General features: G+C 71.4%; 24 protein-coding genes. 11 read left to right on the top strand and 13 right to left on the bottom strand.

What is annotated here, in order from left to right; translation table 11 throughout:
- Nucleotide 1 precedes the first annotated feature (1 nt).
- Both edd and zwf read right to left on the bottom strand, forming a co-directional pair.
- Nucleotides 2-1,912, bottom strand: coding sequence for a phosphogluconate dehydratase (gene edd, locus FHR33_RS09625; protein ID WP_183645610.1), 1,911 nt, complete (start codon nt 1,910-1,912; stop codon nt 2-4).
- A gap of 4 nt (nt 1,913-1,916) precedes the next feature.
- Nucleotides 1,917-3,377, bottom strand: a complete 1,461-nt coding sequence (zwf, locus tag FHR33_RS09620; RefSeq protein ID WP_183645609.1) for a glucose-6-phosphate dehydrogenase — start codon at nt 3,375-3,377, stop codon at nt 1,917-1,919.
- A gap of 140 nt (nt 3,378-3,517) precedes the next feature.
- Here zwf and FHR33_RS09615 point away from each other — a divergent pair, with 140 nt between their 5' ends.
- Both FHR33_RS09615 and FHR33_RS52515 read left to right on the top strand, forming a co-directional pair.
- Entirely contained in the window at nt 3,518-4,708 is a 1,191-nt protein-coding gene (locus FHR33_RS09615) for an ROK family transcriptional regulator (RefSeq protein ID WP_183645608.1), read from the top strand.
- 143 nt (nt 4,709-4,851) lie between these two features.
- Nucleotides 4,852-6,312 carry an OmpA family protein gene (locus tag FHR33_RS52515; RefSeq protein WP_183645607.1) on the top strand — a complete coding sequence of 487 codons (1,461 nt, stop codon included), beginning with the start codon at nt 4,852-4,854 and terminating at the stop codon, nt 6,310-6,312.
- Here FHR33_RS52515 and FHR33_RS09605 read toward each other — a convergent pair.
- Together FHR33_RS09605 and FHR33_RS09600 are read right to left on the bottom strand one after the other, a co-directional pair.
- Nucleotides 6,247-6,750 carry a hypothetical protein gene (locus tag FHR33_RS09605; RefSeq protein ID WP_183645606.1) on the bottom strand — a complete coding sequence of 168 codons (504 nt, stop codon included), beginning with the start codon at nt 6,748-6,750 and terminating at the stop codon, nt 6,247-6,249. The genes FHR33_RS52515 and FHR33_RS09605 overlap by 66 nt on opposite strands.
- A gap of 68 nt (nt 6,751-6,818) precedes the next feature.
- A complete protein-coding gene (locus tag FHR33_RS09600) occupies nt 6,819-7,541 on the bottom strand; it encodes a DUF2470 domain-containing protein (RefSeq protein ID WP_183645605.1) in 723 nt (240 codons plus the stop codon).
- A gap of 77 nt (nt 7,542-7,618) precedes the next feature.
- Between FHR33_RS09600 and rpsD the strand changes: the two genes are divergently transcribed.
- Complete coding sequence (gene rpsD, locus FHR33_RS09595) at nt 7,619-8,233, top strand: 30S ribosomal protein S4 (protein ID WP_183659973.1); 615 nt, start codon at nt 7,619-7,621, stop codon at nt 8,231-8,233.
- Here the strand turns inward: rpsD and FHR33_RS09590 are convergent.
- Together FHR33_RS09590 and FHR33_RS09585 are read right to left on the bottom strand one after the other, a co-directional pair.
- Nucleotides 8,230-8,721, bottom strand: a complete 492-nt coding sequence (locus FHR33_RS09590) for a nitroreductase family deazaflavin-dependent oxidoreductase (RefSeq protein WP_312895438.1) — start codon at nt 8,719-8,721, stop codon at nt 8,230-8,232. The genes rpsD and FHR33_RS09590 overlap by 4 nt on opposite strands.
- A complete protein-coding gene (locus tag FHR33_RS09585) occupies nt 8,718-9,353 on the bottom strand; it encodes a TetR/AcrR family transcriptional regulator (protein ID WP_183645604.1) in 636 nt (211 codons plus the stop codon). Before FHR33_RS09585 ends, FHR33_RS09590 begins: the two co-directional genes overlap by 4 nt.
- A 53-nt stretch (nt 9,354-9,406) precedes the next feature.
- On the opposite strand from FHR33_RS09585, the gene FHR33_RS09580 reads away from it, so the two are divergent.
- The 3 genes from FHR33_RS09580 to FHR33_RS09570 are packed head-to-tail and all read left to right on the top strand — an operon-like array spanning nt 9,407 to nt 11,771.
- A complete protein-coding gene (locus FHR33_RS09580; protein ID WP_183645603.1) occupies nt 9,407-10,114 on the top strand; it encodes an ABC transporter ATP-binding protein in 708 nt (235 codons plus the stop codon).
- Entirely contained in the window at nt 10,111-10,833 is a 723-nt protein-coding gene (locus FHR33_RS09575) for an ABC transporter permease (RefSeq protein ID WP_183645602.1), read from the top strand. Before FHR33_RS09580 ends, FHR33_RS09575 begins: the two co-directional genes overlap by 4 nt.
- Before the next feature lie 56 nt (nt 10,834-10,889).
- Entirely contained in the window at nt 10,890-11,771 is an 882-nt protein-coding gene (locus FHR33_RS09570) for an arginase family protein (RefSeq protein WP_183645601.1), read from the top strand.
- Here FHR33_RS09570 and FHR33_RS09565 read toward each other — a convergent pair.
- Nucleotides 11,768-11,989, bottom strand: coding sequence for a hypothetical protein (locus tag FHR33_RS09565; protein ID WP_183645600.1), 222 nt, complete (start codon nt 11,987-11,989; stop codon nt 11,768-11,770). The two genes, FHR33_RS09570 and FHR33_RS09565, sit on opposite strands and share 4 nt — an antisense overlap.
- Before the next feature lie 4 nt (nt 11,990-11,993).
- Nucleotides 11,994-13,352 (bottom strand): S8 family peptidase, encoded by a 1,359-nt coding sequence (locus FHR33_RS09560; RefSeq protein ID WP_183645599.1) that lies wholly within the window; start codon nt 13,350-13,352, stop codon nt 11,994-11,996.
- Nucleotides 13,353-13,527: 175 nt separating this feature from the next.
- Between FHR33_RS09560 and FHR33_RS09555 the strand changes: the two genes are divergently transcribed.
- A complete protein-coding gene (locus tag FHR33_RS09555; protein WP_183645598.1) occupies nt 13,528-15,561 on the top strand; it encodes a spermidine synthase in 2,034 nt (677 codons plus the stop codon).
- Nucleotides 15,562-15,618: 57 nt separating this feature from the next.
- Nucleotides 15,619-16,377 (top strand): maleylpyruvate isomerase family mycothiol-dependent enzyme, encoded by a 759-nt coding sequence (locus FHR33_RS09550; protein ID WP_183645597.1) that lies wholly within the window; start codon nt 15,619-15,621, stop codon nt 16,375-16,377.
- Nucleotides 16,378-16,392: 15 nt separating this feature from the next.
- Here the strand turns inward: FHR33_RS09550 and FHR33_RS09545 are convergent, their stop codons facing one another.
- On the bottom strand, nt 16,393-18,057 hold the full coding sequence (locus FHR33_RS09545; RefSeq protein WP_312895437.1) for an LCP family protein: 1,665 nt from the start codon (nt 18,055-18,057) through the stop codon (nt 16,393-16,395).
- A 135-nt stretch (nt 18,058-18,192) separates the two neighbouring features.
- The gene (locus FHR33_RS52510) at nt 18,193-19,791 is read right to left on the bottom strand and encodes a neutral zinc metallopeptidase (RefSeq protein ID WP_312895436.1); all 1,599 of its coding nucleotides are present in this window, start codon (nt 19,789-19,791) and stop codon (nt 18,193-18,195) included.
- A 190-nt stretch (nt 19,792-19,981) separates the two neighbouring features.
- Here FHR33_RS52510 and FHR33_RS09535 point away from each other — a divergent pair, with 190 nt between their 5' ends.
- Together FHR33_RS09535 and folP are read left to right on the top strand one after the other, a co-directional pair.
- Nucleotides 19,982-20,854 carry a LysR family transcriptional regulator gene (locus tag FHR33_RS09535; protein WP_183645595.1) on the top strand — a complete coding sequence of 291 codons (873 nt, stop codon included), beginning with the start codon at nt 19,982-19,984 and terminating at the stop codon, nt 20,852-20,854.
- 90 nt (nt 20,855-20,944) lie between these two features.
- Nucleotides 20,945-21,787, top strand: a complete 843-nt coding sequence (gene folP, locus FHR33_RS09530; protein ID WP_183645594.1) for a dihydropteroate synthase — start codon at nt 20,945-20,947, stop codon at nt 21,785-21,787.
- Nucleotides 21,788-21,850: 63 nt separating this feature from the next.
- Here folP and FHR33_RS09525 read toward each other — a convergent pair whose 3' ends face one another.
- Nucleotides 21,851-22,849: a saccharopine dehydrogenase family protein gene (locus FHR33_RS09525; protein WP_221241032.1), complete on the bottom strand. Its 999-nt coding sequence runs from the start codon at nt 22,847-22,849 to the stop codon at nt 21,851-21,853.
- 84 nt (nt 22,850-22,933) lie between these two features.
- On the opposite strand from FHR33_RS09525, the gene FHR33_RS09520 reads away from it, so the two are divergent.
- Complete coding sequence (locus FHR33_RS09520; protein ID WP_183645593.1) at nt 22,934-23,524, top strand: TetR/AcrR family transcriptional regulator; 591 nt, start codon at nt 22,934-22,936, stop codon at nt 23,522-23,524.
- A 49-nt stretch (nt 23,525-23,573) separates the two neighbouring features.
- On the opposite strand, the gene FHR33_RS09515 is transcribed toward FHR33_RS09520, so the two are convergent.
- Both FHR33_RS09515 and FHR33_RS09510 read right to left on the bottom strand, forming a co-directional pair.
- The gene (locus FHR33_RS09515) at nt 23,574-24,920 is read right to left on the bottom strand and encodes a sensor histidine kinase (RefSeq protein WP_183645592.1); all 1,347 of its coding nucleotides are present in this window, start codon (nt 24,918-24,920) and stop codon (nt 23,574-23,576) included.
- Complete coding sequence (locus FHR33_RS09510; RefSeq protein ID WP_183645591.1) at nt 24,913-25,587, bottom strand: response regulator transcription factor; 675 nt, start codon at nt 25,585-25,587, stop codon at nt 24,913-24,915. Before FHR33_RS09510 ends, FHR33_RS09515 begins: the two co-directional genes overlap by 8 nt.
- Nucleotides 25,588-25,654 lie beyond the last annotated feature (67 nt).

The following is a 25,654-nucleotide window of genomic DNA, read 5'->3' as shown; positions in this document are numbered from 1 at the left end:
CTCATTCGGGGACCTCGGAGTGCGCGAAGCCCGCGGGGGCGGCGAAGCCGAGACCGGGGCCGTGGGTGGGCGACTCCGCGCCGTTGACGCCGAAGACGCTCGCCCCGTGCTCGGCGTGCCCCGCCATCCTGCGGAAGGCAGAGAACAGCTCGCGGCCCGTGCCGACCCACTCCGCGTCGCTCAGCGCGCGGCCCTCGGGGACCCGCTCCGACAGGTCGGCCAGCACGTCCAGCCTGCCCGCCGCCGAGTCGAGCCTGATGAGGTCGCCCTCGCGCACCAGCGCGATGGGGCCGCCGTCGGCCGCCTCGGGCGACAGGTGGATGGCCGCGGGCACCTTGCCGGACGCGCCCGACATCCTGCCGTCGGTCACGATCGCCACCCGCTGGCCGCGGTCGAGCAGCACCGCCAGCGGAGGGGTGAGCTTGTGCAGCTCGGGCATGCCGTTGGCGGAGGGGCCCTGGTAGCGGATGACCGCGACGAAGTCCTGGCCGTCCAGCTCTCCCGCCTCGAAGGCGCGAAGCAGCTGGAGCTGGTCGTCGAAGACCTTGGCGGGCGCCTCGATCACCAGGTGCTCGGGCTTGACGGCCGAGACCTTGCTGACCGCGCAGCCCAGGTTGCCCTCCAGCATGTGGATGCCGCCGTCGGCGGAGAACGGCTCGGCGACGGGACGCAGGACGTCGAGGTCGGAGCTGCCGGAGGTGACCTCCTCCCACACCAGCGACCCCTCCTTCAGCGAAGGGGCCGAGCGGTAGTGGTCGAGGCCGCGGCCCGCGATCGTCAGCACGTCGCCGTGCAGCAGGCCGTTGTCGAGCAGGTCGCCGATCAGCACCTGCATGCCGCCCGCGTCGCGGAAGTGGTTCACGTCCGCCTGGCCGTTGGGGTACATCTTCGTCAGCGACGGCACGACCTTCGACAGCTCGGCCAGGTCGTCCCAGGTCAGCACGATGCCCGCGGCGGCCGCGATGGCGACCAGGTGCAGGGTGTGGTTGGTGGAGCCGCCGGTGGCCAGCAGGGCGACGCAGGCGTTGACGATCGACTTCTCGTCCACGACCTCGCCGACGGGGGCGTACTCCTCGCCGTGCGCGGTGATCTGCACCGCGCGGGCCCCGGCCGCCTCCGTCAGCGCGTGCCGCAGCTCGGTGTGCGGGTTGACGAAGGTCGAGCCCGGCAGGTGCAGGCCCATGACCTCGATCATCACCTGGTTGGAGTTGGCGGTGCCGTAGAAGGTGCAGGTGCCGGGGGAGTGGTAGGACTGCGACTCGGCGTCGAGCAGCTCCTCCCTGCCGACCTTGCCCTCGGCGAACAGCTGCCTGGTGCGGGCCTTGACCTTGTTGGGCAGCCCCGAGGTCATCGGCCCCGCAGGGACGAAGACGGCGGGAAGGTGGCCGAAGTGCAGCGCGCCGACCAGCAGGCCGGGCACGATCTTGTCGCAGACGCCGAGCATCAGCGTGGCGTCGAACATGTCGTGCGACAGCGCGATCGCGGTCGACATGGCGATGACGTCACGGCTGTAGAGCGAGAGCTCCATGCCGGCGCGGCCCTGCGTGATGCCGTCGCACATGGCGGGCACGCCGCCGGCGACCTGCGCCACGCCGCCGGCCCTGCGCACGGCGGTCTTGAGCTCACCCGGGTAGGTCTCGTACGGCTGGTGCGCGCTCAGCATGTCGTTGTAGCTGGTCACGATGGCCACGCCGGGCTTGGCCGTCCCGCGCAGCAGGGGCTTGTCCTCGGCGGAGGCGGCGGCGAAGCCGTGCGCCAGGTTCGCGCATCCGAGGTGCGCGCGGGCGGGGCCGCGCTCGCGGGCGAGCGCGCCCTCGCGCCTGATCCGCTCCAGGTAGACGGTACGGCTGGCACGGGAGCGCTCGGCCACCCGCTCGGTCACCTGCTGGATGATCGGGTTCGTCGGGCTCACTGTCTTACGCCTCCTCTTCGTGCCAGGCCCGGCCGCTGCGGCCGAGCAGTTCGTGCGCGCCCGCGGGACCGGTCGTCCCTGCGGGGTAGGGCTCGGGAAGTTCGGCCGAGGACTCCCACGCGGCCAGGATCGGGTCGATCCACCGCCACGCGGCCTCGACCTCGTCGCGCCGCATGAACAGGGTCGGGTTGCCCGCCAGCACGTCGGTCAGCAGGCGCTCGTAGGCCTCGGGGACGCGCGCGGTGAACGTCTTGCCGAACGACAGCGACAGCGGCACCGGCTTGAGCATGGTCTCGCCCGCTCCCGGCTCCTTGGCCATGATGTGCAGCTCGATGCCCTCCTCGGGCTGCAGCCGCAGCACCAGGCGGTTGGGGGTGCCGCCGGGGAAGATGGAGTGCGGGACGTCCTTGAACTGGATCACGATCTCCGAGCGCCGGTACGGCATGCGCTTGCCGGTGCGCAGGTAGAACGGCACGCCCGCCCAGCGCCAGTTCTTGACCTCGGCGCGGATCGCGGTGAACGTCTCGACCCTGCGCGAGGCCTCGGTGGTCGGCGTGGAGGCGGGCTCGTCCAGGTAGGAGGGCATGTCGCCCTGGCCGGTGTACTGCCCGCGCACGGTGAAGCGGTCCACCTCGCCGCCGACGATAGGGCGCAGCGACTGCAGCACCTTCACCTTCTCGTCGCGGATCGACTCGCGGTCGTTGCGCGCGGGCGGCTCCATCGCGACCAGGGTGAGCAGCTGCAGCAGGTGGTTCTGCACCATGTCGCGCAGCGCGCCCGCGTGGTCGTAGTAGCCGCGGCGGCCGGGGGTGCCTACGGTCTCGGCGGCGGTGATCTGCACGTGGTCGATCCAGAGGGAGTTCCAGATCGGCTCGAGGAAGGCGTTGGCGAAGCGCAGGACCAGCAGGTTCTGCACCGTCTCCTTGCCGAGGTAGTGGTCGATGCGGAAGATCTGCCGCTCGTCGAAGATCTCGCCGACCTCGTCGTTGATGCGCTGGGCGCTGACCAGGTCGCGGCCGAGCGGCTTCTCCAGCACCACCCGCGAGCGCGGGGTCACCAGACCGGCCTCCTGCAGCTCCCTGCAGAAGGGGCCGAACGTCATGGGCGGGCTGGCCAGGTAGAACACCCTGTCCCTGTCCTCGTGGCCCGCCAGCATCCGCACCACGGTCGACCAGCCGCTCTTGTCCTCGCCGCCCACGTCGACCGACACGTGGTGCAGGCGGCCGAGAAAGCGCTGCCAGGCCACCGCGTCGTCGGGTACGGCCGCGCGCACCTCGGCGTCCACCTTGCCGCGGAAGTCGGCGTCGGTGAGGCCGCCGCGCGACATCGCGACGATCCGCGTCTCGGGGGCGAGGCGGCCCTCGAGGTCGGAGTGGAAGAGGGCGGGCAGCAGCTTGCGCATGGACAGGTCGCCGGTGCCGCCGAAAACGACCAGATCGGCGGTGTGAGAGGTGGGGGAGGACACGCCAAGGCTCCGATGGTCTACCAAGGAAGGACAGAACGGACACTAGCCAGAGTTTCGGCTCTACACAACCAGGCTTTTGCTATTTGAGATGAGAAAGTCGTGACTTTTCATTACCTAACCGTCTGTGATTCACTTGGCCGATGCCCAGACGTACCGCAGCCACGCTCGCCACCAGCGGGGAGGTTCTCGACCTCATCCGCACAGGTGAGGCAGTCACGCGCGCGGACCTCGGCAGGGTGACGGGCCTGTCCCGGCCCGCCGTCTCGCTGCGCGTCGGCGAGCTGCTCGAACGCGGTCTCGTCGTCGAGCGGACCGACGCCCCCTCCACCGGGGGGCGGCCTCCCGTGCGCCTGGAGTTCAACGCCGCGGGCGGGGTCGTGCTCGTCGCGGCGCTGGGTGCCAGCCGTACCAGGGTGGCGGTGTGCGACCTGGCGGGTGTGGAGCTCGAGGGGCGCGAGTTCGTGATCGACGTCGAGCAGGGCCCCGACGTGGTGCTGCCGTTGCTCATGGACACCTGGGACGAGCTGATGCAGGGCCGCCCCGGCGTGCCCGTCAAGGGCGTCGGCATGGGCGTGCCCGCGACCGTCGAGTTCGCCGCGGGCCGCACCGAGTCGGCCAGGGTGATGGCCAGCTGGACGGGTGTGGTGATCCCTCCGCTGATCCGCGAGCGCTTCCCCGTGCCGGTCTTCGTCGACAACGACGTGAACGTCCTGGCGATCGGCGAGCACCGCGGCGTCTACGCCGAGGAGACCGGCGACCTGATGTTCGTGAAGGTCTCCACCAGGATCGGCGCGGGCGTCATCGCGGGCGGCGAGATCCTGCGCGGCGCGCTCGGCGCGGCGGGCGAGATCGGGCACATCCCCGTCCGCGACGGCGGCGGCGTGCTGTGCAGGTGCGGCAACGTCGACTGCGTCGACTCGGTGGCGAGCGGCACCGCCCTGCTGCGCGATCTGCGGGCGGCCGGGCGCGACGTCAAGACGATCCCGGACGTCACCGCCCTGGTCCGCGCCGGCGACGCCGAGACGATGGCGATGGTGCGCGAGGCGGGCCGCAGGATCGGCGAGGTCCTCGCGGGAGCGGTCAACATCCTCAACCCCGCGGTGGTCGTGCTCGGCGGCGACGTGGCCGAGGCGTTCGGCCCGCTGGTGTCGAGCATCCGCGAGGTCGTCTACCGGCGCTCGACCGCGCTGGCCACGCGCAGGCTGCGGATCGAGACCAGCCGGCTGGGCGCGGCCGCGGGCATCAGCGGCTGCGCGGTCATGGTGCTGGACCACGTGCTGTCACCGGACGCCGTGGACGAGACCCTCACCAATCGGCCGACACGTCAGTAACCACGTGTGGCAGGATCTGGCGAATGTGGTCAAGATTTGTGACTTTCACCGCCTTTGTGATCCTGGTGGCCGGATGTAGCCCCATGTCCTTCCTGCCCGTGGCGCAGCAGTCCCCGGCGCCCCCTCCCTCCGCGCCTTCGTCCGTGACGCCCTCGTCCGCGGCCCCTTCCTCCTCCTCCCCCTCGCCCGGCTCCTCGGCGGGCGGCGACGACAGGCCCGCGCTGACCGCCGCGGTCCACGGCGTGGACAAGACGCGGCTCAAGGTGGAGCCCGTCGCGGTCAACAGGGTCGCAGGCAAGCACCTGGTCGTGCAGCTGCGGCTGTCCAACGCCGGCACCGAGGAGGACATCTCCTGGACGGGCCCGATGGGCGACAGCACCAGGCCGCTCGGGCAGATCAGGTGGGCCTCTGGCATCGGCGTTCTCGACGGCGCCGCGCACCGGCTGCTGCTGCCGTACAAGCCGGCGGACGGGGTGTGCCTGTGCTCCGACCAGGACCGCGACGACCTGCCCTACTCCCTCGAGCCCGGGGAGTCGATCACCGTCTACGGCGTGCTGCCCGCCCCCTCGGGCGAACCCGAGACGGTCACCATCGTCACCCCCGAGACCGCGCCCATGTTCGACGTGCCGGTCAGCGACGAGCCGCCGGTGCCGGCCCCCGGCATGGCGCTGCCCGACCCCGACGCCCAGCAGGTGAGCACGCTCAGCCACCCCGTCCAGGTGCCCTCCGAATCGCTCGACAAGAGCGAGGAGACCGCCGACGATGGCAAGGACCTGCGCGTCAGCCTCTCCTCCGACGTGCTGTTCGCGGTGAACAAGGCGACGCTGACGCCGAAGGCCAGGAGCGTGCTGGCCCGTACGGCCAAGCTCGTCGACGCCTCGACCGGGCCCGCCGTCACCGTCGAGGGCCACGCCGACTCCTCCGGCACCGACGCGATCAACGACCCGCTGTCGCGGCGGCGCGCCCAGGCCGTCCAGCGGGCGCTGTCGTCACTGGTCACCCGTGACGGGGTCGCCTTCGAGGCCAGGGGGTACGGCTCGCGCAGGCCGCTCTACGACAACGCGAGCGAGGAGGGCCGCCGCCGCAACCGCAGGGTCACCGTGACCTTCCTCAAGCCCGAGCCCGCCGCCCCCTCGCCCACGACCACCTCCACCGTGGCTCCCGGCGCCGAGGGATCGAAGGCCACCTCGCGCGCCGAGGGCCAGCCGTTCGGGCTGGAGGTGACGGGGCTGCGCCAGCTGCCCGGCCAACTGGCCGTGCTCACCTACCGCGTCACCAACAACGGTGACCAGGAGGCCCACTACAACGAGCTGAGCCGGTCCTCGGAGTGGATGTCGTACAAGTACCGCAGCGCCAGCAACGTCCGGCTGACCGACGTGGCCGCCCGCCGCGAGTACCTGCCCGGCCGGATCATGGTGACGACCGACGACGGCACCGACGCCTACTGCGCCTGCAGCGAGACCGCGGGCGTGCGACTGAGCGCCGAGACCTTCGGCCCCGGCCAGACGAGGGAGTACTGGACGCTGTTCGCCCTGCCCTCAGGGGCCGCCTCGCTCAAGCTGAGGGTCGGCGACTTCCCTGAGCTTCGAGTCGCGGTGAACTAGCCTCTTCGGCCGCTTGGGCTTCTTGGTCCGCGTGGGCCTGGGAGCCTGCGGCGTGGCCTCCACCAGGCTCGGAAGGGGCGAGGGGACGGCGGCGGAGACTTCGGGCGCCGCCGTGCCCGGCTCCGCCGCGGAAGGGGTGGGCCGCGGGCTGCGCTCGGCCCTGAGCTTGGTCGGCCGCGAAGGCCTGCTCCTGTCGGGTTCGGGCGTCACCGGCTGGGCGACAGGCCGCTCGGGCGCCCGCGGGGTGCGCGTCGCGGCCCCGACGCCCTGGACGGACTGGTGGGCGGGTGAGGGCGGCTCCGCCTCGTCCTGAGCGCCCCACGGTCCCGACGACGGCAGCGAGCCGCCGATGAGGATCGCCGAGAAGGCCAGCATCAACGTGCCGGCGAGGGCCGCGACGGTCATCAGGGCGCGTTCGCGCCGGCCGGGTCTGCTCACGACATGCATGGTAGGCGAGCCGGGCCGCGAATGGATCAAGGCTTGCCTTTTCGGGCGCCCTCAGGGCCTCAGCAGGTGCACAGGATCGCGCGCAGCGACTCCTCCAGGCCCACGACGGTGCCGGCGGGCTCGGGCCAGGGGAAGCGCACCAGGGCGGGGTCGTCCTCGCCGATCCTGACGGTCGCGCCGTAGCGGTCGAGCTCCCACAGCCACACGGGTTCGGCGGGCAGGCCGAGCAGCCGTCCCACTCCCGAGGCGAGCTGGGCCCTGTGGGCGCCGTTGACGTGGGCGAGCACCCGCTCGGCCACCTCGGCGAGCGGGTCGGGCGAGGCGTCCATGTACTCGTCGGCGTCCAGGACGCCGGAGTCCTCACCCGTCAGGTAGACCACCTGCCCGACATCGAGGCGCAGCAGCCTCGGGGCGTCCGGCGAGCCGTATCCCTCGATGGCCTCGAAGAGCGCCTCGTCCGCGACGTGCTCGGCGATGGCGACCGCGGCGGCCCTCACCTCGTCCTCGGGGACGGCCTCGGCCCAGCCCTGCACCTCGACGATGCCCCTCGGGTGCTCGACCCCGCCGAGCACCCGCATGGAGGTCAGGCTCACCGACACCACCGCGTCGCCGCGCAGCGGGTGCAGCGGCTCGCCGGGCCTGACGAGGAGGACGGGGCGGCCCGCGCCGTCGACGGCGCCGCTCACGGGGCAGCGGACGCCGTCGACGACCAGCTGGCCGGCGCGGGAGGTCGCGGCGAGGGTGCGGATCCGCTCCGGGAGCGGCGGGGCGGCCAGCGGCATGGCGTCTCCTTGAGATCGGCGTCAAAAGTAGGTTAGGCTTCCCTTAGTAAGGATTACCTAACCACATTGAGGTGAACGTGCGCTACACCGGCCCGAAGGTGCGACTGTCCCGACGTGCGGGCGTCCCGCTGACCAGGAAAGCCGTCCGCTACTTCGAGCAGCGCCCCTATCCGCCGGGCGAGCACGGCCGCAAGACCAACCGCTGCACCACCGGCGACTACGGGCTGCGGCTGATGGAGAAGCAGAAGCTGCGCTGGTTCTACGACGTGTCCGAACGGCAGCTGCGCCGCTACTGGGACCTCGCCGTCCGCAAGTCGGGCGCCTCGGGCGCCGAGCTGGTCGTGCTGCTGGAGAGCCGCCTGGCCTCCCTCGTGCTGCGCTCGGGCCTGGCCCCTTCGATCTACGCGGCCAGGCAGTACGTCACGCACGGCCACATCAGCGTCGACGGTCGCAAGGTCGACATCCCCAGCTATCTCGTCAAGCCGGGCCAGGTCGTCACGGTCCGCGAGCGATCGCGCCCGATGCAGCCCTTCGTCGCGGCGGCCGAGGGGATCTACGCCGACGAGCGGATCGCTCCCTACCTGAGCGTGGACCACGCCAACCTGACCTTCACGCTGGCCGCCAGGCCCGAGCGCGAGCAGATCGCCGTACCGGTCGACGAGCAGCTCGTGGTGGAGTTCTACTCCCGCTAGGCCTCCTCGGCCGTGGCGCGGGTCAGCCTGAAGACGCGCAGCTCGCGGCCCGACTTCGCCGTGTAACGGTCGTAGACGGGCCACTGCGCGATGAGCCCGGGCCAGGCCCGCTCTCGCTCCTCGCCCTCCAGGAGCGTGGCGAGCACGGGGAAGCGCTCACCCCTGAAGCTCACGGCCGCGCGCGGCGTCTTCAGCAGATTGCCGCTCCACGCCGGATGCCTGTCCCTGCCGAAGTTGCTGCCCACGACCAGCAGCGTGCCCTCCGGCTCGGGCAGGCAGGCCAGCGGGGTCTCGCGCGGCTGCCCGCTCCTGGACCCCGTCGTGAACAGCACCAGCGTGGGGATCATCCGGTCACTGATGGGACGGCCTCGGGTGAGCCTGTGCGCGAGGCGGTCCATCGCGGGAACGATCTTCGGGCCCGCCTTCATGAACGCGTCGGTGCCCGCGAGCCACTGGAAGAACGGCCGCAGCCGTTCGATGAGCGTCACACTCGCACACAGTAGCCCGAGATGCCCTTTTCCAGAAGGTCGAAGGCCTGCTCCGCCTGGCTTCTGAGTTGCGGAACGATCTCGGCCCAGCTCTCGCCCGCCAACGTGCGCGCCGTGGCGTGCCGTGAGAGCAGCCTGGTGGTCTCCAGGATCTGCGCGGCCACCAGGGACGGGGTCAGGTCGTCGGGGGCCGCGCCCGACTCCTCGGCCAGTGTCCTGGCCAGCCGCTGCGTCTGGGCGTGCTCCAGCTCCCTGAAGCGCGCCAGCAGCGAGGGGCTGTCTCCCACCAGGCGCCCGAACACGTCGGCGCCCTCGTTGAGGCCGTAGCGCCAGTCGCGCTCCTCGATCGCCTCCATGAAGTCGCGGCGGAAGGCCGCCACCACGCTCTCGCCCTTGCCGCGCTCGCGCACCACCCTGCTCTGCAGGTCCTCGACCTCCTCCTGCCGGTCGAGGAAGAGGTCCTCCTTGGTGCCGAAGTAGTTGAAGACGGTGTTGACCGACACGTCGGCGGCCCGTGCCACCTCGGCCACCGTGACCTGGTCGAACCCGCGCGCCATGAACAGCCCCATCGCCATGTCGGCGATGCGCCGCCTGGTCTGCCGCTTCTTGCGCTCGCGCAGCCCCTCGTCCATGGGCACATGCTACAAGCTTGCAGTCACACCAAATTTGGAGCTACTCTAAAAATATGATCGATGTATCCGGTCTGACCAAGACCTTCAGAAACGGCGTCGAGGCCGTTCGCGGCGTGGACCTCACGGTCGCCCCCGGCGAGATCGTCGGCTTCCTCGGCCCCAACGGCGCGGGCAAGACCACGACCATGCGCATGCTGGCCACCCTGCTGCGGCCCAGCTCGGGCTCGGCCACCATCGCGGGTCACGACCTGCGCTCCGACCCCCGAGGCGTACGGCGCAGCATCGGATACGTCTCCCAGAGCGGAGGTGTGAACCCGGTCAACCCCCTCGGCGACGAACTCGAACTCCAGGCCATGCTGTACGGCATGAGCCGCGCCGAGGCCCGCTCCCGCATCGCCGACGTCCTGGCCACGCTGGAGCTCACCGGACTGGAGGGCATGCCGGGCGGCGCCCTGTCCGGCGGCCTGCGACGCCGCTTCGACATCGCCTTCGGCCTCCTGCACCGCCCCTCGGTGCTCTTCCTCGACGAGCCGACCACCGGCCTCGACCCGCAGAGCAGGGCCGCGCTCTGGGAGCACATCCGCTCCCTCGGCCTGACGGTCCTGCTGTCGACGCACTACCTGGAGGAGGCCGAGGCGCTCTGCGACCGGCTTCTCGTCATCGACGGCGGCAGGATCGCCGCCGAGGGCACCCCCGCTCAGCTCAAGGGCGAGCGCACGCTGAACGAGGCGTTCCTGGAGATCGCGGGGAGGCCGGCATGAGGGACACCTGGCTGATCTTCCGCCACCACACGCGCATCACGCTGCGCAACAAGTTCGCCATCCTGATCACCGCCGCGCAGCCGTTGTTCTTCCTGGTGCTGTTCGGCCCGATCTTCGCCACCTTCGGCTCCTGGGAGACGCTGGTCCCCGGACTGATCATCCAGCTCGGCCTGCTGAGCGCGGGCATGGCGGGGTTCGGCGTGGTCTTCGACTGGCGCTCCGGCGTGCTGGAGCGGCTGCGCGTCACCCCTGCGGGCCGGCTGCCGCTGCTGCTCGGCAGGGTGCTCAACAACACCTTCACGCTGGTGGTGCAGACCGTCCTGCTGGTGGCCGTCGCCTACCTCATCGGCCTGCGCGCTCCGCTGCTCGGCGTGCTGGGCGCCATGGCGCTGGTGGTGGTGCTCGGCGTCAGCCTGGCGGCGCTGTCGCATGCGGCGGCGATGCGGCTGAACGAGCACCTGTTCGCGCCCGTCATGATGACGGCGGTCTGGCCGCTGATGCTGCTGTCGGGCACGTTCCTGCCGATGTCGATGGCGCCGCAGTGGCTGAGCACGCTGTCGTACGTCAGCCCGTTCCGGTACGTGCTCGAGGCCATGCGCGAGCTGTTCGCGGGAACCTACGCCAGCGGGGTGGTCGCGGTGGGCGTCCTGGTGGTGGCGCTCTTCGCGGCGATCAGCCTGACGGTGGGCACGAGAGTCTTCAGCAGGGACAACGCCTGACCACAGCCGGGGCGTCGGAGTGGTGCGATCCGGGGTCGGGCGGGTTGACTGGAGGGGTGAGGATCGACGTTCTGGGAGCGGGGTTCAACTCCGCGGGGGTGCGGACCGGGGTGGCCAGGGGGCCGCACGCGTTGCGCCGAGCGGGCCTGGTCGCGCGGGCGGGGCTCTCCCACGAGGTGAGGGACGTCGGCGACGTCGCGTTCAGCGAGCCGGTGCCACGGCGCGGCGAGGCGTCGCGGCTCCTGGCGGAGCAGGCGCTGACGTCCATGCTCGCCGAGGTCAGGCGGAAGGTCGAGGCGATCATGGCGGGAGGCGCCTTCCCGCTGCTGGTCGGCGGGGACTGCGCGGTGCTGCCGGGGGCGCTGGCCGCCTGCCGCTCGGTCCACGGCTCGGTCGGCCTGCTGTTCGTGGACGGTCACGAGGACGCCTGGCCGCCCGCCGACTCCACCACGGGAGAGGCCGCGGACTGCGAGCTCGGCCTCGCTCTCGGCGTCACCTCGGCCGACGTCGGGCCGGAGCTGGCGCCCGTGCTGCGCCCCGAGGCCACCGCGCTGCTGGGCCCGCGCGACGGCGAGGAACTGCGGGAGCACGGAGTCGGCTCGTTGCGCGGCTCGCTGTGGTTCGCCACCGACAGGGAGCTCAGCGGACGCGTCGCGGCCTCGGCGGAAGACGCCATCGCCACCATCGAGAGGTCGGCGTCGCGGTGGTGGCTGCACGTCGACCTCGACGTGCTGGCCACCGACCAGCTGGCCGCCGTCGACTACCCCCAGCCTGGGGGACTGCGCTGGGAGGAGCTGACCGAGCTCACCGCCGTCGCGCTGCGGCGGCCTGGCTGCGCGGGATGGTCGCTCACCATCTACAACCCGGATCTCGACGAGGACGGACACGAGGCCGAGCGCATCGTCGGCTACGTCGAGCAGGCGCTGGCGCTCGTCTAGCGCGGTTCGGGACCGAAGGGCTCGATCCTCGGGTCGGAGAAGGGCGGGCCGGTGCGGTGGCCCGCCTCCTCGGTCACGCGCAAGCCGTACAGCCCCTGGTCAGGGTCGATGAGCACCAGGCCGTAGCCGGTGTCCACCTCCTCCTCCGCCAGCCCGAGCCGCTCCATCGCGTCGGCGAGCGTCGCGCCGGGCGGCAGCCGTACGGTGACCAGGACCATACGGTCAGGCTACGCGCTTGGCCCTTCGGCGCAGGGCGGCGAGCACCCCCGCGGGGTCCACGACCCCGTAGCCGTAGTCGAAGTCGTAGCCGACGTCGCTGCGGTCGTCGGCGGTGCGCCGCAGCAGCGAGCGCAGCTGGCCGGGCGACAGGCGCGCGGCGGGCCACTGGGTGCGGATCGCCGCGACCAGGCCCGCGGCCACCGGGCAGGCGGCGGAGGTGCCGGAGTCCGGCTCGCCGTCGCCGAACGCCTTCGAGCCGGAGAAGTGCGTGTAGGCGCACAGGTCGGGCTTGCGCGTGGCCAGCCGTCCGGGCCCCTGCGAGGAGTACCCGACGCGCTCGCCCTCGGTGTCGACGCCGCCGATCGACAGCACCCTGGGGTGGGAGTTGGCGCCTCCGATCGGCCGGTCGGGATAGGCGCACCTGCCGTCCTTGCACTCGCGCCCGCAGTTACCCGCCGCGAACAGCACGTCGGCGCCCGCGCTGTCGAGGGAGGCCACGACGAGGTTGAAGGGGTGGGCGGCGTTGTCGGAGTAGTTGCCTGGGTGGCCGGGAGGGAAGTCCCATCGGGGGGAGAAGGAGCCCCAGGAGTTGCTGATGACCAGAGACCTCGACTCGGCGGGCTGGGCCTCCAGCAGGGTCCGCAGGTGCGCGAAGGCGGCCACCGCGTCCGAGAGCAGGCCGTCGAGGGCCGAGCCGCCCATCCGGCTCGACAGCAGCACGGGGATGTCGATCAGCGACGCCTGGGGCGCGGCGATCAGGGTGTCGAAGGCGCACATCGTGCCGTGGTCGACCTCGAACTCGCCTGGACGGCCCTGCACACCCGAGGGGTTCCAGCTGCGCTCGGCGTCGAGGTTGACGCCCCTGCCCAGGTGCCTGGCCACGTGGGCGGCGTTGATGCCGGTGTCGAGCACGGCCAGCGCCACCCCCGAGCCGTCGAGGCCCTCGGCGTGCAGGGCCGAGGTGCCCAGCAGCCGCTCGACGTCGCGCCAGTCGCCGACGGGCGCGTCGCCGCCGCAGGTGAGGTTCGGCTCGATGACGGGGTCGGCGAAGACCCCGACGACGTCGGGGCGCAGCGTGGGCAGCAGCGCCAGCCTCGTGGTCAGCTCGTCGTCGGAGATCTCGCCCCGCACCAGCACCGAGGCCTCCTCGGCGGCCATGGAGAAGTCGAGCGGCTGGTTGAGTGAGAGCGGGTCGCCGCCCGCGGGGGGAACGGGCCTGGGGACGGCCACGGGGGTGAAGGACGGGTCGAGCATCACCCCTGGCAGGCCGTCGGCCACGTCGGCGGTCGTGGCGCTCCTGCCGGGGTCGGTGACCGCCGCCACCAGGTCTGGGGATGGGCGTAGCTGGATGAGCACTCGCATGGGGGATCACCGAATTCTGATGGAGGGATCGAACCTCCCCACATTCCTTCAACATCACCTCCCGCGTCCAGCGACTCTTGAGGGTTGTGACCTGGGAAAACACGGCATTTCACGCTTATCGGGACGCCGCGTGGGGGCTTCCCTGACGACGGCCGGTTCACTAGCGTGTGGCGGCATGACCGCACAGGTGCAGGCCGCCTCCTCCGACTCCACTCGTGATCACTGGATGGCCGTGAGGCCGCGGTTGATCCTGGCCAGCGCTTTCATGCTCTTCCTCGAGCTGGCGCTGATCCGGTGGACGGGCTCCAACATCGTGCACCTGAGCTACTTCACCAACTTCGTGCTGCTCGGATCCTTCCTCGGCATCGGCCTCGGCTTCCTGCGCGTGGGGCGGTCCAGGCGGCAGCCGTACTACTCGCCGGTCGTGCTGGCGGTGCTGGTGCTGGTCGTGCTGATGTTCCCCGTGACGGTGAACAGGGAGACCGAGGGCGTCCTGTACTGGACCAGCCTGGCCACCACCGGGCCGCCCGCGTGGGTGATCCTGCCGGTGATCTTCGTAGCCGCCGCGCTGGTGCTCATGGGCCCCGCCGAACTGGTCGGGCGGTGCTTTCCCGAGCTGCCTCGCCTGGACGCCTACCGCTACGACCTCATCGGCTCGCTCAGCGGCATCGCGCTGTTCACCGCGCTGTCGTTCCTGAGCGCGCCGCCCGTGGTATGGGGCGTCCTGGCGGCCGTCGCCTACGGCGTGCTGCTCGTGCCCAGGCCGCGCGTGCCGTACGTGCTGCTGGTGGTGGTGCCCTCGCTGCTGGTCGTCGGACTGCTGCTGGTCGAGACGCTCACCGCGGGCGCGCTGTGGTCGCCCTACTACAAGGTGACCTACAACGAGCTCGACCGGGCCGGCGTGCGGGTCATGAACATCCAGGTGAACGGCATCCCGCACCAGGAGGCCGTGCCCGCGGCGGCCAGGCTGCAGTGGGAGGCGCAGTACGGCCTGCCGTACGAGAGGGCCGCCGCGCCGCCCAAGGACGTGCTGATCGTCGGCGCGGGCAGCGGCACCGACGTGGCGATCGCGCTGTCCAAGGGCGCGCAGCGGGTGGACGCCGTCGAGATCGACCCCAAGCTGCGCGAGCTGGGCGGCACCTACCACCCCGACCACCCCTACAGCGACCCGCGCGTGACCACCTCCATCACCGACGGCCGCGCCTATCTGGAGCAGACCGACAGGAAGTACGACCTCATCCTCTTCGCCCTTCCCGACTCGCTCACGCTGGTGTCGGGGGCCAGCTCGCTGCGGCTGGAGAGCTACCTGTTCACCGAGGAGGCGATGCGGGCCGCCCGCGAGCACCTCAAGCCCGGCGGGGCGTTCTCGATGTACAACTACTACCGCGAGAGCTGGCTGGTCGACAGGCTCGCCTCCACCATGCAGAACGCCTTCGGGCACAAGCCGTGCGTCGACGTCGTCAGCACGGCGGGACAGCAGGCCGTCATCACCGCGGGCCTCACCCCCGACGCCCAGCGCTGCGGCCCCGAGTGGGCGGGCGCGGCGGCGGGCACACCCGCCCCGACCGGCGACGACAGGCCGTTCCTGTACCTGAAGGACTCGACGATCCCCTCGCTGTACATCATCACGCTCGGCCTCATCCTGATCGTCTCGCTCCTCGCGGTGCGCGTGGTCGCGGGGCCGTTCGCCAGGATGCGGCCCTACGCCGACCTCTTCCTGCTCGGCGTGGGCTTCCTGCTACTGGAGACCAAGAGCGTCACCGGGTTCGCGCTGCTGTTCGGCACCACGTGGGTGGTCAACGCCATCGTCTTCGCCGGAGTGCTGGTGGCCGTGCTCGCCGCCGTCGAGGTGACCCGCCGCTTCCGCACGCCACCCCTGCCGGTGATGTACGGCGTGCTGTTCGCCGGACTGGTGCTGGCGTGGCTGGTGCCCAACACGTGGCTGCTCGGGCTCCCCGTGCCGGTGCGCGTCGTGGCGGCCGTGACAGTGGCCTTCCTGCCGATCTTCGCGGCCAACGTGGTCTTCGCCAAGCGCTTCTCCGAGTCCGCCGACGCGACGACCTCCTTCGGCGCCAACCTGCTAGGCGCGATGGTGGGCGGCTGCCTCGAGTACCTCGCCCTGGTGGTCGGCTACAAGGGCCTGCTGATCGTGGCGGCGGTGCTCTACCTGGGCGCCTTCGCGCTGCTCCCGCGCAGGGCGGTGGCCTGACCGGCGGTGGAACCCCGGCGGTGGATCCCGGGGGCCGATGTGGTTGGCTGCCTTCCCGTGAACGACAACCGCCTGCTCGAGTGCCTGGCCGCCGACTACTCCCTGCTGAGGAAGGCGGCCGCCGCCGGCGACCCCGCCGCCCCCGTGCCGTCCTGCCCCGGGTGGAACGCCGCCGACCTGCTCACGCACATCACCGCCGTCTACATGCACAAGACGGTCACCATGCGCACGGGCTCCTACCCCGACCCGTGGGACCCGGACCTGTCGGGCGAGCCGCTGGCCGTCCTCGACGCGGCGTACGGCGCGCTGACCGCCGAGTTCGCCGCCAGACCGGCCGACTCGCCCGCGCTGACCTGGTACGAACCCGACCAGAGCGTCGGCTTCTGGATCAGGAGAATGGCCCACGAGAGCGTCATCCACCGCGTCGACGCCGAGCTGGCGGCGGGCCTGCCGGTGACGCCGATCCCCGCCGACCTGGCCGCCGACGGCGTGGACGAGGTGCTGACCGTCTTCCTGGCCTACGAGGCGGCGCAGTCGCCCGAGGAGTTCGCGGCGATGGAGGGCGGCCACCTGGCAGGGCCCGAAGGCGAGGAGGCGATCGTCGTGCGGGCGGGGGAGCGCGAGTGGACGGTCCTTCCCGCGCCCACGTCGGTGCGGATCTCCGAAGGCGGCGTCGAGGCCCCCCGCGCGCTGGTCGCGGGTGAGCCCGCCGAGGTGCTGCTGTGGATGTGGGGCAGGGGCGGCGGCGTCGAGGTCACAGGCGACCCCGCCTGGGCCGCCTACCTGCGCCGCATGCTCGTGCTCGTCACCCAGTAGCCGACCGGGTCGGGGTCAGAAGCCGCACAGCTCCGCCAGGCTCTTGGCCGAGGCGTTGTTGGCGGCCGACTGACCGTTGCGCGTCGGGGTCTGCGACGGCTTCACCGGACGGCTGGCCGACGGCGTCGCCGTGGGCGAGGACGTGGGGGAGGACGTCGTCCCCGGCGAGGCGGTGACCCCGGCCGCCAGCGCCCGCTTGGCCGGCTTGAGCGAGTCGTTGATCGCCTTGACCGTCGCCCTGCGGATCTTGGGCCAGTCAGGGGAGCCGGTGTAGAACTGCGGGGGCACGAACTGCAGGCTGGTGATGCGCGCGTCCTTCACCTCGAGCGCCAGGTTGGCCAGCGGCTCCAGCAACTCCTGCGGGATGTTCGTCTGGGCCATCCGCTTGGCCGTCCTGGCGATCTCGCCGAAGTTGGTGAGGATCTTGTCGGGCGTCGCCTGCTGGGCGAAGGCGCCGATGACGCAGCGCTGGCGGCCCATCCGGCCGAAGTCGTCGTCGACGACGCGGGAGCGCCCGTACCACAGCGCCTCCTCGCCGGACAGTTGCCGGAAGCCCGCCTTGATGGTGCCCGCGGTGCCGTAGTGGCCGCCCCACGGAATGTCCTTCTCCACCCGCAGCCTGATGCCGCCGATCGCGTCCACCAGGTCGACGAAGCCGTACATGTTGATCAGCGCGTAGTAGTCGATGCGCAGACCGAGCGTGTGGCTGATGGCGTCCATCAGCGCCTTGGGGCCCTTGTTCTTGCCCCCCATGATCTGCGGGTTGTCGTTGGCGAACTGCCAGACCTCGTTCAGCAGCCCGCCGTTGGGCAGTTCGGCCATGAAGCCGTTGGGGAAGTGCTTGGCCAGCGGCGAGGAGGGGGGAAAGCGCACGTGTTGCAGGTTGCGGGGCAGGCTGAACAGCACCGTGTTGCCAGTCTTGATGTCGACGCTCGCCACGTTCATGCTGTCGGTCCGCATGCCGGTGCGGTTGCCCGCCGCGTCACCGCCGATGAGCAGGAAGTTGACCCGCTTCTTGCCGTTCCACGGATCGGCCTGCTTGATGGGCTGGACCTCCGGGTCCGACGTCGAGGGGAAGATCGCCTTGACCGTGTCGCGGAAGGTCAGCACGGTGTTGGCCGTCAGCGCGAAGGGCGCCATGACCGACACGCACAGCAGGCCGACCGCGATCCCGGAAATGATCTGGCCCCGGCCGTTGAGACGGTCGGGGCCGAGGGCGATGTAGGAGGTCAGCACGAGCGCGAACCAGCACAGCGCGCCTATCACGGCGGCCGCCGAGACGGTGATCATCGTGCTGTCGCGCGCCGCCGCGCCGTAGTTGCCCACGAAGGACAGGCCGTAGATCAGCCCCACGAGCAGCAGCAGGCCGAAGAGCCCCAGCAGGATGAGGCCGGTACGGCGGCGCCCCGCCCGCAGGTGGGCGGCGCCGGGCACGATGACCGACAGGGCCGTCCAGCCGATGATCGAGCCCGTGGTCATCTTCCTGGCGAACCGGGGCCCGCCGGAGGCCTGCAGCCTGGCAAGGAACTTCGGGGTACGGGGCGCGCGAGGAGGCTTGGGGGCGCGGTTGCTCGGCTGTGTCTCGCGGTCTCTGGTGGGAGTGTCAGAGGCGGGGGCGCGCCGAGGAGCCCGCCGTTTCCTGCCGCGCTCGGCGGCGTCTCCCCCAGGGCGCTTCGACACACCGGCTCCTTCTTACGTCGCACCAGGCCAAACCCTGGGGTTTGCCCCCCGTTGGTCACGAGATTGCCAGGATTCTAGCCCCCATATCGGGACATCAATGACAGATGACCAATGTGGGATGAACGCCCCATGAAGCTAGGAGGTCGAGGACGAGGAGGCCAGCCACGTATTGCACTGGTAGGTCATGTTCCTCTCCCACCCCTGGCGGAACCACCGGTTGTTGTTGGCGAGACTGCCGTGGTCGCGGGGGTAGCCAGGGTGGTCGCCCACACGCGAGTAGAACCAGAACAGGGTGTCGCGACGGCTGGAGTTGATGGGATAGCTGTCGGCGACGGCCCTCATGAACATACCGCCGAAACAGGTTGCCTGGAGCTCCAGTTTTCTGCTCAGTGCCAGCCGCCCGCTCTCGCTGGAGGAGTCGAGGTGCTTGCGCCAGTGCGAGCCGAGGATGCCGGTGATCTGCTGGACGTGGTGACCGTACTCGTGGGCCATCATGCTGATCGTCGCGCCGTGCCAGGCGACGATCTGGCCGTACCCCATGGAGTTGCCGTTGCCCCGCGCGAGCGCGGAGGTGGAGGCGTAGATGGTGTTGTTGCGCGGGCAGTAGTACGGCACCATGCTGCCGGGCGAGGGGTAGTCGCCGCACGCGCCCCTGCCGCGCTTGGCGGCGATCGCGTAGTTGGGCGGGCTCCAGTCGATGCCCTGCTTGCGCAGGATCGGCGCCCATGCCGCGTCCATGCATCGGCCGGTCTTCAGGATGAGCGCCTTCAGCTGGCTGTGGCTGAACAGGCTCGCGTTGCCCGCCCTGCACGTCGTACGCGGCAGCCTGCCGGCGCGGTAGAGGGTGTTGGCCTGCAGGCTGGTGTTCAGCGTGACCCTGGCGGGCGGCTTGAGCGTCTGCTGCTGCGAGGGGCGGGTGGACGGCTCCCGTGTCGGCCGCTGCGAGGGCTGCCCTGTCGGCCTGTCCGTCGGCTCGATCGGCCCTTCGCTGCGGTCGGGCTCGGGCTCGAAGGTCGGCGGGGTGAACGTGGGGATCGCCACGGGCGAGGTGGTGTCGGTGTGCGAGGCGCTCTTGAAGAGCGCCGCGCCGATCACGAGCAGCACGAAGATCGCCGCGACCGAGCCGAACACCGCCCCGATGATCGCGCCCGCGTTGGACTTGCCGCGCTGGGGCGGCCGCTGCCATGGCCCGCGCGGGCCATGGGGCGCTCCCCAGCCGGGCCGCGGACCCCCGCCCTGCGGGTGCGGCGGGTAGGGGCCGCCCTGACCGTGGGGAGGCCCCTGCGGGGGCTGCCCGTACGGCACGCCGTACGGCTGCCCCTGGTTCGGCCCCTGCGGCGGGCCCTGGTACGGCGGACCCTGGGGTGGGCCCTGGTAGGGCGGCCCCTGAGGTGGGCCCTGGGGCGCCGGGCTCTGGTGCGGCGCGTGGGGAGGCCTGCCGTACGGCGGGGCGGGCGGCTGCGGCGGGTAGGGAGCCTGCGGCGGATAGGGGGCCTGCGGGCCCGCCTGTGGCGGCCCGCCGTACGGCGGGCCCTGCGGGGCGGGCGGCTGCGCGGTGGGCTGGGCGGGCGGCTGAGGGGGCGGCGGCCGGTACTGCCGGGTGGCCGGTTCCTGGTACTGCTGCCCGTCCCGCTGGGGAGGCCACGGGGGAAACGGCGGCTGCTGGGGTGGGCCTGAACCTGGCTGCCCCTGGTGTCCCGGAGGCGGGGGTGGATACTGCCCGTTGCCTGTCACGCTGTCTCCCCTTGACACGGTTGTCCGAAATGGGAACCGCAGTCCAGACCTTTGCCAAATTTGGGGCAGAAGCATACTGATTTCTCACCCGTCACGGATGTAGCGGTACTCGGTTACAGTCCGAAATCATTCGAGGTGATCTCCGCTATGTCGCCGTCCGAGGAGCGGCCGTTGTCCTAGCTTCAATGTCATGAATCTGCAGCAGCTCCGCTACGTGGTCGCGACTGCGGAGCACCGCACCATGACCGACGCGGCCAGGTCGCTCTACATCGCGCAGCCTGCGCTTTCGCGCGCGATCCGAGACCTGGAGCGCGAGTTGGGCATGACGCTGTTCGCCCGCTCGGGGCGCGGGGTGGTCGTCACCGCGCAGGGCCGCAGGGTCGTCAAACTGGCCCGAGAGGCGCTCGACGCGGTCGGCGAGATCGAGGCCCTGTCGACCCACGGCGGCGCCTCGGAGGCCGAGCTTCGCATCGCCTCCACCGCCAACCTCGAACCAGGCCTGGCAGGCCGGTTGCTCCCCGCCTACGCGGCCGAGCATCCGGGTGTCAGGGTGCACATCATCCGCTGCGACGGCCGTGACGCGGTCGTGAACGCGGTCAGGGACCAGCGGGCCGATCTCGGTCTCACCGACCTGCCGGTGCCCACCGACCTGATCACCCATCCCCTCGAACGCCAGGAGATCGTGCTCATCTCCCCTCCGGGGCTCGATCTGCCCGATCCCGTCCCGATGCGCAGGCTCGACGGGCTGCGTCTGGCCCTGCCCGCCAGAGGCAGCGTCCGCAGGCGGGAGCTGGACGCGATGTTCGGCAAGTACGCGGTCAACCCGATCGTCGTGCTGGAGACCGACGAGCGCAACGGCTGGCTCAACGCGGTGCGGGCGGGGCAGGCCTCGCTGCTGTGGTACCGCGGCATGGCCGAGCAGGCGGCCAGGGCGGGACTCGTGGTGCGCTCGCTCGATCCGGCCGTGCGCCGGGTGATCGCCGTCGTCCACGCCCGCCGCAGGCTTCCCCTCATCGCCCAGGACTTCCTGGCGACGGCGGAGAAGGGCTCCACGGCCGCATGACCTCCGCCCAGGGGCGAGAGCCACTCTCGTCCCTGGGCTGGTCGCGGTGGTGGGGCCGACCGGCCGTACGGCTCTGTAGGCTCCGAGGTGATGAGCATCTTGCGCCTGCGCGGCAGGGAGTTCGGCCCGGGGGAGTACGCGGTCATGGCCGTGGTGAACCGTACTCCCGACTCCTTCTTCGACCGGGGAAGGACCTACGGCTTCGGGGCCGCGCTCGAGGCGGTCGCCCAGGCCGTCGAGGGCGGCGCCGACATCGTCGACATCGGCGGCGTCAAGGCGGGCCCCGGCGAGACGGTCGACGCCCACGAGGAGATCAGGCGGGTGGCCGACCTCGTCTCCGCCGTCCGCGAGCGCCACCCCGAGCTGATCATCAGCGTCGACACCTGGCGGGCCGAGGTGGGCGACGTGGTGGCCAAGGCGGGCGCCGACCTGCTCAACGACACGTGGGGCGGCGTCGACCCCGGCCTGGCCGAGGTCGCGGCCAGGCACGGGGTAGGGCTCGTGTGCGCGCACGCGGGCAGGGTGGAGCCGCGCACCAGGCCGCACCGCATCGCCTACGCCGACGTGGTCGCCGACGTCGTCTCCTACACCGTGGAGCTGGCCGGGCGGGCGGTCGCGGCCGGGGTGGCGAGAGAGTCGATCCTCATCGACCCGGCACACGACTTCGGCAAGAACACCTTCCACTCGCTGGAGGTCAGCCGCCGCCTGGACGAGATGACGGCCACCGGCTGGCCGGTGCTGGTGGCCGTGTCGAACAAGGACTTCGTGGGCGAGGCGCTGGGCGGGCTGCCCGTGGAGGAACGGCACGCCGGCACGATCGCCACGCTGGCCGTCTCGGCGTTGCAGGGGGCGCGGGTCTTCCGGGTCCACGACGCCGCCTCGGCCAGGACGGCGCTGGCCGAGGTCGCCCGCCTCACGCGACCCGGCGCCTGAGGCCCCCCACCGGCACCCTGCGCCCGAGGATTGGCGGCGCGGGGTGCTTCGGCGGTCGTCTCGTCAGCCGACGAACGTGGCGCCGACCTCCATCATCCGCTCGACCGCGTAGGCGGGGTCGAGCAAGGCCTCGGGGGTGTGGATGCCCGGCGCCACGGCATCGCCGCGCAGCCCGAGCAGTCGTTCGACGCCGAGGGCGACGCCGAGGGCGGTCAGGGGCCGCTGCCCCTCGGGGTGGACGAGGTGTCGGCTCGTGCTGAGCGGCGCACCTGTGGACCCTGCTCCTTCGAGGTCGATCCGGACCTCCATGGAAGCGGGTTCGCCGCGGCGCCTGCTCGGGGACTGCCCGACCGCCAAGTCGAAGCGGACGTTCGGTGCGCCCGTGGCGAGGGCGAGGCTCGGCACGTCGAGGATGGGGATGCTCTGGCCGGGCAGGACGGTGCCGTCGAAGCCGATCACCTCCGCCTGCGCGTCGCGGCTGTCGAGCCAGGTGAAGACGCCGTCACGGCGCACCAGCCCTGCCGAGGTGACGGCCGACCAGCGCTCCAGATCCGCTACCCCCGCGGGCCCGCCGATGTCTGTTTCGTCGAGTATGGCGCCGATCCTGATGGTGTCGATCCGGTCGAACTCCCGGGCCGAGTCCAGCGCCGCGAGGACGACGAGACCGGCGAGATAGTGGCTGGCCACCAGGATCGGTGCCCCGCCCGCCCGCTGGGCGCCCGCGACGACCTCCGGTGCGATGTCCATCAGACCGCTGGAGATGCTGAGATAGGGCAGCCCGCGCTGCTGCGCGTAGCGCAGCCCGTGCAGGCGGGCGTCCCACACGGCCGCGACCACCGCTGAGTGGCCCTGGCCGGCAGGCAGGCCGAGGTCGCTCCGCTCCAGGTCGATGGTCACGGCCGTCGCGGTCCCGAGCTCGTCGGCGACCCGCTGCGCGCGAGCGAGATCGCGACCCGCGATCGTCAGCGGCAGTGTCGGATGCCATTGGCGCAGGAGGGCGGCGGCTCCCGCGCCCGCCTGGCCCGAACCACCCATGACCAGGACGGATGTCGAATGCTCCACTGAGGTTCCTCTCGTGTCCAGCCAAGCTACATTTTGTAACTTACATTTTGTAGCTAAACTGGGGCGACAGCGCAAGGGAGGACGATGACCACATCACCGAGTCGCCTGTCCAAGCAGGCCAGGCGGGAGCAGCTGCTCGACACCGCCATGACGATGGTGCGCGACCAGGGCGCAGACGGTCTGACGCTGGCGACCCTCGCCGAGGCCGCGGGCGTGAGCAGGCCGATCGTGTACGAGCATTTCGGCACCCGGCCAGGCCTGCTGCTCGCGCTCTACCGGCGACTGGACGAACGACACAGGGACGCGTCGGCGCGGGCGTTGCGGGAGGCCGCGCCCGCCGTCGAGGAGATCGCTCGTGCCATGAGCGCCGCGTACTTCGCCTGTGCCACCGACATGCCGGAGTTCAACGCCGTGTCCGCCGCGCTGAAGGGGAATCCGGAGATGGAGGAGATCCAGCACCAGATGCTCGACAGCTTCAGGGACTGGCTGGCCGCCGCACTGCTGCCCCACTCGAGCCTGACCTCCGAGGCGCTTCGGCTGCGCTGCGTCGGCGTGCTGGGCGCAGCGGAGACGATCGCGGCGGAGCTGAACAGGGGGCAGACGACCGCGGCGGAGGCGGTCACGGCGCTGTCCGACCTGATCGTCGGAAGCGTCGGCGCCAGGACCGATCGCTGATGCCGCGACGGCGCCGGCCCTCGACGGTTCGGAGAAGGCGACGCAGGCCTCAGGCGGCGGGTGGCAGCCTGACCACCGCGCGCAGGCCGGGAGCGGCGTCCTCCAGGTGGACGGTGCCGCCGTGCGCCCTGACCGTCTCGCGCACGATCGCCAGGCCCAGGCCCGCGCCGCCCTCGTCCCTGCCGCGGCCGTCGTCGAGCCTGGTGAAGCGGTTGAAGACGCGCTCCCTGTCCTGCTCGGGGACGCCGGGCCCGTCGTCGGACACGGTGAGCTCGCCGTCGGCCCTCAGCGCCACCTCGACCTTGCCGGTGGCGTGCCGTACGGCGTTGTCCATGAGGTTGGTCAGGACCCTGCTCAGGTCCAAGGCGTCGCCGCGCACCACGACGGGCTCGCAGGCGGTCAGACGGGCCTCGCCGTACCTCTCGACCACCTGCCTGACCACCTCATCCAGGTTGACGGGCTCGTTCCTGGCCAGCCTGCCGCCGCGCTCGTCCAGCCTGGCCAGCGCCAGCAGGTCCTCGGCCAGGCGCGACAGCCGCAGGGTGTCCTCGAGCACACCCTCGGCCGTCTCGCGCCAGTCCTGGCCCTCCGGATGGCCGAGCGCCACCTCGAGCTGCAGCCTGATGCTGGCCAGCGGGCTGCGCAGTTCGTGCGCGGCGTCGGAGACGAGCGCCCGCTGGCGCGACTCGGCTCCCTCCAGCCGGGCCAGCATGTCGTTGAGCGTGACCGCCAGCGAGTGCACCTCGTCGCGCGCCTCCGGCACGGGCAGCCGCCTGGACCTGGCCGTGTGGGTGATCTCGGCGGCCCCCTTGCGCAGCGCGGCGATCGGACGCAGCGTCCTGCCGATGATCAGCCAGCTCGCCCCCGCCAGGAAGGCCACCAGCAGCGGCGTGCCCACGAACAGCACCCTGCCGGCGACGATGAGGCTCTTCTCGATCTCGGCCACAGGGCGCGCCGCCAGCACGGTGATCCCGTCGTCCCCGCTGACCACCACGACGCGCAGCGGCCCGGGGATGCCGTAGGGCTCGCCGTCGCGGAACCGGGCGTTCTCGTGGCTCTGCGCCCGCCTCCTGTCGTGGGCGGGCAGCAGCGGCACCAGTCGGTCAGCGCCGTACGTGCCGTGGGTGATCCTGCCGTTGGCCGCGATGACCTGCACGATCGTGCCGTCCTGCGTGGTGATCGGGTCGGTCAGCGTGCCGCTGTCGGCCTGGGCCCTGACGGCCTGCGCGTGCTGCCTGGTGGTCTCGTCGACGGTGTCCATCAGCGACCTGCCCAGCACCATCATCAGCGTCGAGGCCGAGACCCCGAACGCCAGCACCAGCGCGACGGCCGCCAGGGCGGTCAGCCTGAAGCGCAGGCTCCTGCGCCTCCATCTGGCGAGAGGGGAGTCAGCCACCGTCGCCGGCCAGCCGGTACCCGGCGCCGCGCACGGTCTGCAGCGCGTTCCTGCCGAACGGGGCGTCGATCTTGCGGCGCAGGTAGCCGACGTAGACCTCGACCACGTTCGGGTCGGTGTCGAAGGTGTCCCAGACGTGCTCCAGGATCTCCGTCTTCGACACCACCTCGTCGTGGCGGCGCATCAGGTACTCCAGCAGCGCGAACTCCCGTGGCGTCAGCTCCACCGACTCCTCGGCGCGCTGCACCTTGCGCCTGGCCGGGTCCAGCGACAGGTCGCCCGCCGTCAGCACGGCCGGACGGCGGCCCGCGTCACGCCGCAGCAGCGCCCGCAGCCTGGCCACCAGCACGACGTAGGAGAACGGCTTGGTGAGGTAGTCGTCGGCGCCGAGGTCGAGACCGTCGGCCATGTCGTACTCGCCGTCCTTGGCCGACAGCATCAGGATCGGCACCCAGTTCTCCTCCGCGCGCAGCCGCTTGCACACGTTGTAGCCCGACAGCCTGGGCAGCATGATGTCCAGCACGACCACGTCGTAGTCGCCCTGCCTGGCCAGGTGCAGGCCCTCCTCGCCGTCGTGGGCCAGATCCACGGCGAACCCCTCGGCCTGCAGCCCTCGCTGGAGGGCCGCCGCCATCCGCCGCTCGTCCTCGACGACCAGAACTCTCATAGGCCACATAGTGCACCATCAGCGCTGAGAGCCCTCTCAGCTCGTCTCAGGGTCGCCACAGGACACT

It is taken from the genome of Nonomuraea dietziae, from assembly GCF_014195505.1.
In the GTDB taxonomy this organism is placed as follows: domain Bacteria; phylum Actinomycetota; class Actinomycetes; order Streptosporangiales; family Streptosporangiaceae; genus Nonomuraea; species Nonomuraea roseola.
Note: the sequence above shows the minus strand (reverse complement) of the source record. Positions and strands in the feature narration are given on the sequence as shown.

Excerpts from the sequence above, each read along its gene's own strand:
- FHR33_RS09615 (WP_183645608.1), top strand. The coding sequence starts at position 3,518 with ATGCCCAGACGTACCGCAGCCACGCTCGCCACCAGCGGGGAGGTTCTC.
- FHR33_RS09600 (WP_183645605.1), bottom strand. The coding sequence starts at position 7,541 with ATGCCGCTGGCCGCCCCGCCGCTCCCGGAGCGGATCCGCACCCTCGCC.
- FHR33_RS09585 (WP_183645604.1), bottom strand. The coding sequence starts at position 9,353 with ATGGACGAGGGGCTGCGCGAGCGCAAGAAGCGGCAGACCAGGCGGCGC.
- FHR33_RS09580 (WP_183645603.1), top strand. The coding sequence starts at position 9,407 with ATGATCGATGTATCCGGTCTGACCAAGACCTTCAGAAACGGCGTCGAG.
- FHR33_RS09575 (WP_183645602.1), top strand. The coding sequence starts at position 10,111 with ATGAGGGACACCTGGCTGATCTTCCGCCACCACACGCGCATCACGCTG.
- FHR33_RS09565 (WP_183645600.1), bottom strand. The coding sequence starts at position 11,989 with ATGGTCCTGGTCACCGTACGGCTGCCGCCCGGCGCGACGCTCGCCGAC.
- FHR33_RS09560 (WP_183645599.1), bottom strand. The coding sequence starts at position 13,352 with ATGCGAGTGCTCATCCAGCTACGCCCATCCCCAGACCTGGTGGCGGCG.
- FHR33_RS09555 (WP_183645598.1), top strand. The coding sequence starts at position 13,528 with ATGACCGCACAGGTGCAGGCCGCCTCCTCCGACTCCACTCGTGATCAC.
- FHR33_RS09535 (WP_183645595.1), top strand. The coding sequence starts at position 19,982 with ATGAATCTGCAGCAGCTCCGCTACGTGGTCGCGACTGCGGAGCACCGC.
- folP (WP_183645594.1), top strand. The coding sequence starts at position 20,945 with ATGAGCATCTTGCGCCTGCGCGGCAGGGAGTTCGGCCCGGGGGAGTAC.
- FHR33_RS09520 (WP_183645593.1), top strand. The coding sequence starts at position 22,934 with ATGACCACATCACCGAGTCGCCTGTCCAAGCAGGCCAGGCGGGAGCAG.
- FHR33_RS09510 (WP_183645591.1), bottom strand. The coding sequence starts at position 25,587 with ATGAGAGTTCTGGTCGTCGAGGACGAGCGGCGGATGGCGGCGGCCCTC.